Annotated in this window: 8 protein-coding genes; 3 read left to right on the top strand and 5 right to left on the bottom strand. The window is 71.4% G+C overall.

Annotation, left to right across the window (positions count from 1 at the left end):
• The 4 genes from tgt to VMR86_19490 all read right to left on the bottom strand — a co-directional run.
• A partial coding sequence (gene tgt, locus VMR86_19475; protein ID HTO09241.1) for a tRNA guanosine(34) transglycosylase Tgt occupies nt 1-878 on the bottom strand: 878 nt, incomplete at its 3' end.
• A complete protein-coding gene (gene purM, locus VMR86_19480) occupies nt 878-1,942 on the bottom strand; it encodes a phosphoribosylformylglycinamidine cyclo-ligase (GenBank protein HTO09242.1) in 1,065 nt (354 codons plus the stop codon). The genes purM and tgt, both read right to left, overlap by 1 nt.
• A 10-nt stretch (nt 1,943-1,952) precedes the next feature.
• A complete protein-coding gene (locus tag VMR86_19485) occupies nt 1,953-2,078 on the bottom strand; it encodes a hypothetical protein (GenBank protein ID HTO09243.1) in 126 nt (41 codons plus the stop codon).
• 13 nt (nt 2,079-2,091) lie between these two features.
• A complete protein-coding gene (locus VMR86_19490) occupies nt 2,092-2,649 on the bottom strand; it encodes a YkvA family protein (protein ID HTO09244.1) in 558 nt (185 codons plus the stop codon).
• Nucleotides 2,650-2,704: 55 nt separating this feature from the next.
• Between VMR86_19490 and VMR86_19495 the strand changes: the two genes are divergently transcribed.
• Entirely contained in the window at nt 2,705-3,598 is an 894-nt protein-coding gene (locus VMR86_19495; protein HTO09245.1) for a D-glycerate dehydrogenase, read from the top strand.
• Here VMR86_19495 and VMR86_19500 read toward each other — a convergent pair.
• On the bottom strand, nt 3,595-4,311 hold the full coding sequence (locus VMR86_19500; protein HTO09246.1) for a hypothetical protein: 717 nt from the start codon (nt 4,309-4,311) through the stop codon (nt 3,595-3,597). The two genes, VMR86_19495 and VMR86_19500, sit on opposite strands and share 4 nt — an antisense overlap.
• Nucleotides 4,312-4,397: 86 nt before the next feature.
• On the opposite strand from VMR86_19500, the gene VMR86_19505 reads away from it, so the two are divergent.
• Together VMR86_19505 and VMR86_19510 are read left to right on the top strand one after the other, a co-directional pair.
• Nucleotides 4,398-5,684 (top strand): ACS family MFS transporter, encoded by a 1,287-nt coding sequence (locus tag VMR86_19505; GenBank protein HTO09247.1) that lies wholly within the window; start codon nt 4,398-4,400, stop codon nt 5,682-5,684.
• Nucleotides 5,685-5,735: 51 nt separating this feature from the next.
• On the top strand, nt 5,736-8,269 hold a 2,534-nt coding region (locus VMR86_19510), incomplete at its 3' end, for a hypothetical protein (protein HTO09248.1).

Below are 8,269 nucleotides of genomic sequence, written 5' to 3' on the forward strand. Positions count from 1 at the left end.
TCGCGCCGGTAGCGGCGGTGGTTCATGCGGATGCGGCCGCGCCGCGTGAACAAGGTGGCCGAGCGCGCGTAGCGGGTAGGGATCACGCAGTCGAACATGTCCATGCCGCGCTCGACCGACTCGACCAGATCTTCGGGCAGGCCGACGCCCATGAGATAGCGCGGCTTGTCCGCGGGCAGGAGCGGCGCGGTGAAGCCGACGATGCGCTTCAGCTCCTCGAGGCCCTCGCCCACCGACACGCCGCCGATCGCGTAGCCGGGAGCCGTGAACTTCACCGTCTCGCGCGCCGAGCGCTCGCGCTCGGGGAGATACACCGAGCCCTGTACGATCGGGAACAGCGCCTGCTCCGAGCCGGCGTGCGCGCGGCCGCAGCGCTCGAGCCAGCGCAGCGAGTTGTCGACGCCGCGGCGCGCGAGCTCGGGCGTGGCCGGATACGGCGTGCACTCGTCGAAGGCCATGATGATGTCGGCGCCGAGTGAGTGCTGGATCTCGATCGAGCGCTCGGGCGTGAGCATCACCTCGGAGCCGTCGATCTCGTTCTTGAAGCGCACGCCCTCGGCCGAGATCTCCTTGTGCTTCAGGCTGAACACCTGGAAGCCGCCCGAGTCGGTGAGGATCGGCCCGTTCCAGGCCATGAACGCGTGCAGCCCGCCGGCGCGTCTCACCAGCTCGGGCCCGGGCCGCAACAGCAGGTGGTAGGTGTTCGCGAGCAGGATCCGCGCGCCGGTCGCGGCGACCTGCTCGGGAGTCATGGCGCGCACGGCGGCGTGCGTGCCCACGGGCATGAACACCGGCGTCTCGACCACACCGTGCGGTGTATCGAGCCGCCCCGCACGGGCCGCGCTGCCGCGGTCCGTGGCTTCGAGCGCGAAGCGGATCACGACTCGCGGACGAAGTGCTTCGACCGTCCGACCAGGCGCTCGGGCAGGATGCGGACTTTGCGCTCGGGGTCCGCGACCGCGCGGCCCATGCGCCAGGCCTCGAGGCCCGTGCCGCGCAGCGCCGCGAGCGCGCGCTCCGCGTCGCCCGGCGCCACGGTGACCGTGAAGCCGACGCCCATGTTGAACACGGTGTAGAGCTCCGCGGCGTCGAGCTCGCCGATGCGCTGGATCACGCGCATGACCGCCGGCACGGGCGGCAGTGAGTCGATCTCGAACCCGACCGGCGCCTCGACGCGGCGGATGTTCAGGAAGCCGTCGCCCGTGATGTGCGCGAGCGCGTGCGGAGTGACTCCCGCCTTGGCCAGCGCCTCGACCTGCGGCACGTAGATGCGCGTGGGCACGAGCAGCGCCTCGCCCACGGTCATGCCCAGGTCGGCCAGGTTCTCGTCGAGGCGGAACTTGCGCGTCAGCACCGCGCGCGCGAGTGAGAGACCATTGGAGTGCACGCCGCTCGACGCCACGCCGAGCAGCGCGTCGCCCGGCTGCACGCGCGAGCCGTCGATCAGCGCGCCGTCGGGCACGATGCCCAGCGCCATGCCCGCGAGGTCGAGCCCGCTGCCCTCTTTCGCGCCGCGCAGCATGTCGGGGATTTGCGCGGTCTCGCCGCCCACGATCGCCACGCCGGCCTGTCTCGCGCCTTCGCACAGACCGCGGCCGATCTGCCCGAACACTTCCGGGTCACAGCGCTCGACGGCGATGTAGTCGAGCATGGCGAGCGGCTTGGCGCCCACGCACAACAGGTCGTTCACGTTCATCGCCACGCAGTCGATGCCGACCGTGTCGTACTTCCCGATCGCCTGCGCGACCAGGAGCTTCGAGCCGACGCCGTCGGTGGTGAGCGCGAGGTGCAGCGGTCCCACGCGGATCACGGCCGCGAAGTGACCGATGCCCAGCTCGGTGCCCGAGCCGAACGCGGCCGTGGGCGCGATCTCGAGCAGGAGCCGCGCGAGCGCGCGGTCCGCCTCGGTCGTGTCGACGCCGCTGCGCGCGTACTCGCTCATCGCGAGCGACTCACGTGTACGGCGATTCGCCGCGGCTTCGGCGCAGGCGCGCCCGTCGGTTCTTGGCCCGCAGCTTCGCGCGATGCCGGACGCTGCGGCCGCGCTTGCGGTGGCTGAGCTTGGTGCGCTTCTTCATTGCGGGGCGCAGCTTACCGACCCCGCCACACACGCACAACCTGGCGGCGCTCGCGCGCGTCGATGCGCGCGCGCAGCGCCCGGCGACGCTCGGCCAGCCGCCTGCCGACGAACGCGGGGTCACGCACGCTCCGGCCCAGCTGCAGCGAGTTGCGGAAGCGCACGAAGGCGCGAAAGGCCGCCCGCTCATGGCGCAGCTCGCGGGCCAGGAGCTCGATCACGATCGCGTCGTCGAGGAAGCCCAGCCCGGGGACCGAGTCGGCGATCAGGTCGTCGGGGTCCGTGAAATAGCACAGCGCTGCCCGCACCCGCGCGCGGGCCTGCTCGGGCGGTCGCCAGTCGGGGTCGAGCAAGAGCTCGATCAGCTCTTCGAGCGCCCCGACCCGCTCCAGCACGTAGGCCGGCGGCTCGAACTTGCGCAGCTCGGCGGCGCGGGCGCGGGCGGCCTGAGCCAGCGCCTGCTCGGGCCGCTCACTCGCGCGCGCGGCCGCGCGCTCTGCGACGCCGCGCAGGTGGCGTAGGTCGCGCGCGCCGAGCGTGAAGGTGACCGTGAGACGGTCGAGCGGGGGCACCCGCTCCGGTTAGCATGCCGGGAATGGAGCGGCCAGAGACTCGCCAGGGGCGTCCGTGAGCGGCCGCGTGCGCGTGCGCGCCGGTGTGCCCGAGCGCGCGCTCGAACGCCTGCGCGCGGCCGGGCTGGAGGCCGAGGTCGGGCCGCTCGAGGTCGAGGGCCACGACGCACTTCTGTGTCTCCTCACCGACCGCATCGACGCCGCGTTCCTCGCCGCCGCGCCCGGGCTCAAGATCGTGGCCAACCTGGCGGTGGGCACCGACAACATCGACCTCGCGGCCGCGCGCGCGCGCGGTGTCCTGGTCTCCAACACGCCCGACGTGCTCACCGACGCGACGGCCGATCTCGCGTTCGCGCTCCTGCTCGCGGCCGCGCGGCGCCTGCCCTGGGCCGACCGCTACGTGCGCGGCGGCGGCTTCACCGGCTGGCGGCCCGATCTCGGGCTCGGGCTCGACGTCACGGGCCGCACGCTCGGCATCGTGGGCTTCGGCCGGATCGGCCGCGCCGTGGCCGAGCGCGCGCGCGGCTTCCGCATGGAGGTGATCTGGCACGGCCGCCAGGGCGGCACGCCGCTCGACGAGCTGCTCTCGCGCAGTGACTTCGTGTCGCTGCACGCGCCACTCACTCCAAAGACGCGCCACCTGATCGGCGCGCGCGAGCTCGGGCGCATGCGGCCGCACGCCGTGCTGGTGAACACCGCTCGCGGCCCGCTCGTCGACGAGGCTGCGCTGGTCCAGGCGTTGCGCGAGGGCGTGATCGCGGGCGCCGGCCTCGACGTATTCGAGCGCGAGCCCGCGCTGGCCGCGGGCCTGGCCGAGCTGCCGCAGGTCGTGCTCGCGCCGCACGTCGGCAGCGCCACGCCCGCGACCCGGGACCGCATGGCCGAGGTCGCCGCCGAGAACGTGATCGCCGCGCTCGCGGGCAAACCGATCCCGAATCGCGTCAGCTAGGGCTCGGGCGGGCACGGGGCCCGGGTCGCGGAACAGTAAGTGTGGGTTCGGACCAGGCTGCCGTCCGCGCCGTAGAAGTCCCAACGGCCCCTCGGCACGCCCAGGAAGAACTCACCGGCCGCCCAGGTCCGGTCGCGGGCTGCGAAGAACTTCCACGGGCCCACCCGCATGGCTCCGCGGCGCGCGCCGCTCGCGCGCGGGCTGCCGTCGGGAAGGAGAGACGCGCTCGGCCCGCACATGCGGGCGCGGAACACGTCGCACGAACGCCAGGAGAAGACATCGACGTGGTCGCAGTTCTCGCACAGCGCGCTGCACGACTCGACCGGGTCGAGCTCGGTCACGCTGAGCTCGACGGCCAGCGGCCCGCTCGGAGAGGAGCGCTGGAACCCGCTCCCGAACGTGCAGCCATAGGAAGGGTGCACGACCAGGACGCTCGGCCCGGTGAGGCGCGGCAGAGTGACTCGCCAGGAGTCGGGGATCGAGAAGCTCCCGTCGGCTTCGCTCGACGACCAGCTCGTGCGGTAGTGGGAGTGACCGTCGACGAGATTCTCGGAGTAGTAGCTGACGAACACCAGCGCGCCGGCGATCGGCTGTCCGGTGTCGCGGTCGCGAACGAGCCCATCGAGCTGCGGGAAGTGGGTCAGCCACGGCGCCCAGCGGAAGCATCCGGAGCCCAGGATCGCGGCCAGGAGGGCGCACGCGATCCCCGTCACTCCCCGGGCGCGACGTGCTGTACGATCGCTCGACATGGGCTCCATCTCCCGAACGCCCGCACATCTATTCGCGCACTTCTGACCCGATGGCGAGCGAACAGACACTCGCGCTCCCGCAGGGTTACTGGCCGCGGCGCTGGCTCTTGGCCGCGGGCTGCTTCCTGGCGATCTTCGTCTGTTACATCGATCGCGTGAACATCTCCTACGCGATCTTGCCCATGTCGAAGCAGTACGGCTGGGACAAGGCGGCGCAGGGCTGGGTGCTGTCGTCGTTCTTCGCGGGCTATCTCGCGACGCAGTTTCTCGGCGGCTGGCTCGCGATGCGCGTGGGCGGGCGGGCCTTGCTGGCCTTCGGGGTGCTGTGGTGGTCGGCGTTCACGCTGGTGACTCCGCTCGCGGCGCAGCTCTCGTTCGGGGCGCTGATCGCGGCGCGCATCGGCATGGGCCTGGGCGAGGGTGTGGCGTTCCCCTCGATCTACCAGCTGTTCGGGAAGTGGATCCCCCTGCACGAGCGCTCGCGCGCGGCCGCGCTGAACGGCAGCGGCATGCCGCTCGGCACGATCGCCGCGACGCTCGCCACCCCGTGGCTGGTCGAACGTTGGGGCTGGCCGTCGGTGTTCTACGTGTTCGGCGTCGCCGGCGCGGCCTGGTACGCGTACTGGCGCGCCGTGTCGACCGAGCGGCCCGAGGACGCGCATGGCATCCACCCGGCCGAGCTCGCGCTGATTCGCGCGCACACCGCGCCGCCGGCAGCGCAGCCGCAGATCCCGTGGCGGCGCATCCTGCGCTCGTCCGCGGTGTGGGCGCTGATCTTCAATCACTTCTGCTCGAACTGGGGTTACTTCCTGATCCTGTCCTGGCTGCCCCGCTACTTCGCGGACGCGCACGGGCTCGACCTGGTCGGTGTGGGCTGGGCGACGCTCCTGCCCTGGCTCTCCATGTTCGCGATGACCAACGTCGGCGCGCAGCTCGCCGACGGGCTGCTCGCGCGCGGTCACAGCGTGGTGTTCGTGCGCAAGCTCATGCAGTCACTCGCCTTCCTGGGCTCGGCCGCGGCGCTGTTCGCGATCGGCCAGGTGCACGGCGTCGGGCCGGCGATCGCGCTCATGTGCGTGGCGCTCGGCATCGGGTCGTTCGCGCTCTCGGGCTTCGCGTCGAATCACCTCGACATCGCGCCGCGCTATGCGGGTGCGCTGATGGGGCTGTCGAACACGGCGGGCACGCTCCCGGGCGTCGTCGGTGTCGCGGTCACGGGCTATCTGCTGGAGTCCACGGGCTCCTGGGCGCTCGTGTTCGGCATCGCGGGCGCGTTCTACGTGGCCGGGACGGTGGTGTGGCTGATGTTCGCCAGAGGCGAGCCGCTCTTCGACTGACTGCAGCCGGCGCGCTGAAGTTCCGCCGCCCGCCGGACGCAAGTAGAGAGGATGAACGCGCGGCACTGGCGTGAGCTCTTCGCATGGGGCACGTGCGCGTGCGCGCTGTTTCTCGCCAGCTCCGCCCGCGGGGGCACGATCAACGGGACGGTCTTCGACGACCGCAACTACGGTGGCGGCGCGGGCCGCTCGCAGCTCGCGTCCGGCGGCCCGGGCATCCAGAACGTGCGCGTCGAGGTCTACAGCGCGGCGGGCGCGTTCCTGACCTTTGCGACCACCAACGCCTCGGGCGCTTACAGCCTCACGCGCACCGCGGGCACGTACATCGTGCGCGTCGCGAACCTCACGATCGCATCGGCGCGCGGGGGCGCCTGCGCGGCCGGCACCTGCATCCCCGTGCAGACCTACCGCACGGACGCGTCGACCGGAACGCCCGCGGCAGTCACCGACCACGTGGGCGGCGAGAACCCGACCTTGGTCGACGCCGGCAACGGCTCGACCACGCTCGCGGCGCTCACCACCGCCACGACCACGGCGGAATCGATCACCACGGTCGTGCTCGCCACCAACGGCACGACCGTGAACGGCGTCGACTTCGGCTTCAACTTCGACACGATCGTGAGCACGCGCGACACCGGTCAGGGCTCGCTGCGCCAGTGGGTGACCAACGCCAACACGATCACCGGCGAGGCTGGCCTGGCGCAGGTGGGACTGACTGCGGCTCGCGAGACCTCGGTGTTCATGATCCCGAACGGCGTCGCGAACCCCGGCCAGATCGCGACTTACACGAATCAGCTCGTGGCCGCGGGCGCGAACGCGGGTGCGGCGCGCATCAGCCTGGGCAGCGCCCTGCCCACGATCACCGGCACGAGCACCATCCTCGACGGCCGCACGCAGACCGCGAACGTGCGCGCGCTGGGCGGGGGAGAGACGAATCCCTTCACGGTGGGGACCGGCGGCACCGTCGGCGCGAGCGGCACCGTGCTGCCGCAGTTCAACCGCCCCGAGGTCGTAGTCAACGCGGCCGGCACGCAGATCGTGGCCACGGGCGGCACGGACTACATCGCGGGCATAGCGGTCGAGAACGGCTCGATCAGCGTCGCGGGCAACGGCTCGATCGTGGCCGAGTGTCTCGTGGGCACGAACGCCGACGGCACGGTCACGACCGTGTACGGCGCGAACTACGGCATCACGATCGGCGCGGGCACCGGCATCGCGATCTCGCACAACTACGTGAAGGTGAACGACAGCGGAATCCGCGGCGACGCGGCGGGCGCGAACGCGCTGATCGAGTTCAACGAGGTCGACTCACTCACCGGGCTGCCGGGTGGCGGCCAGACCAACACCTTCGACGGCATCCTGATCATCAACTCCGCCGCGAACATCACCGTGCGCTACAACCTGGCCAAGAACCAGCGCGGCGGCGGTCTGGAGTTCGGCTTCGGCGCGGGCGCAGTGACTGGCCTGGTCACCGAGAACACGCTCACCACCAACGGCTACAACAGCGCGGGCGTGGCCAGCACCGAGCCGATCAACGTGGCCTTCTACAGCCTGGCCGCAGGCACCGCGATGACCTTCTCGCAGAACGTCGTGACGAACTCGGCCGGCCCCGGCGTAGTGGTCGAGAGCTCCACCGGCATCGACATCACGCGCAACCGCATCTACGCCAACGCCGGCCTGGGCATCGATCTCGACCCGCGCGGCGTCGACCCGAACGGCTACGCGCCCGAGCAGGGCGTGTCACTCAACGACTCGGGCGACGTGGATGGCGGCCCGAACAACACGCTGAACTTCCCGGTGATCCAGACCGCCATGGTGAACGGCGGGAATCTGATCGTCACCGGCTGGGCCCGGCCCGGGTCGGTGGTCGAGTTCTTCATCGCGGCCACCGACGCCAGCGGCTTCGGCGAGGGTCAGACCTTCGCCTTCAGCGCGACCGAGGGCTCGGGCTCCGACGCCGACGCCACCTCGAGCAGCTACGGGCCCGGGGCCGTGAACGGCGTGGTGCAGGGCACCGACACCACCAACCGCTTCTCGTTCACCGTGGCGACGCCCTCCGGCGTCGCGGCGGGCGTGCCGCTCACCGCCACCGCGCGGCTGGGCGGAGACACTTCGGAGTTCTCCGCGGCGCTGGTGGTCACGGCCGCGCCGAATTACTCGCTGACCAAGCTGTCGTTCGCGATCACCGACCCGATCAACTGCACGACGGCCGGAAATTCCGCCTCGTGCACCCCGGCCAACTCGCAGAAGCGCATTCCCGGCTCGATCGTCGAGTATCTGGTGAACGTGAGCAACTCCGGCGGCGCCGCCGACCCGAACACCGTGCGGGTCAGCGACGCGATCCCGGCCAACACCTCGATGCGCGTGGTGGACTACGGCGGCGCCGGCTCCGGCCCGATCCAGTTCGCCAACGGCGCCACCTCGAGCGGGCTCACCTACACCTTCACCTCGCTCGCCTCGACCACCGACGACCTCGAGTTCTCGAAGGACAGCGGCACCACCTGGACCTACGTGCCCGTGGCGGGCGCGAACGGCTGTGACACCCAGGTGACCAACGTGCGCGTGAACCTGAAGGGCACCTTCGT

The organism is Myxococcota bacterium (assembly GCA_035498015.1).
Classification (GTDB): domain Bacteria; phylum Myxococcota_A; class UBA9160; order SZUA-336; family SZUA-336; genus VGRW01.

What these genes read in the sequence shown, in the direction of transcription:
- purM (HTO09242.1), bottom strand. Translation starts at nt 1,942, where the DNA reads ATGAGCGAGTACGCGCGCAGCGGCGTCGACACGACCGAGGCGGACCGC.
- VMR86_19485 (HTO09243.1), bottom strand. Translation starts at nt 2,078, where the DNA reads ATGAAGAAGCGCACCAAGCTCAGCCACCGCAAGCGCGGCCGCAGCGTC.
- VMR86_19505 (HTO09247.1), top strand. Translation starts at nt 4,398, where the DNA reads ATGGCGAGCGAACAGACACTCGCGCTCCCGCAGGGTTACTGGCCGCGG.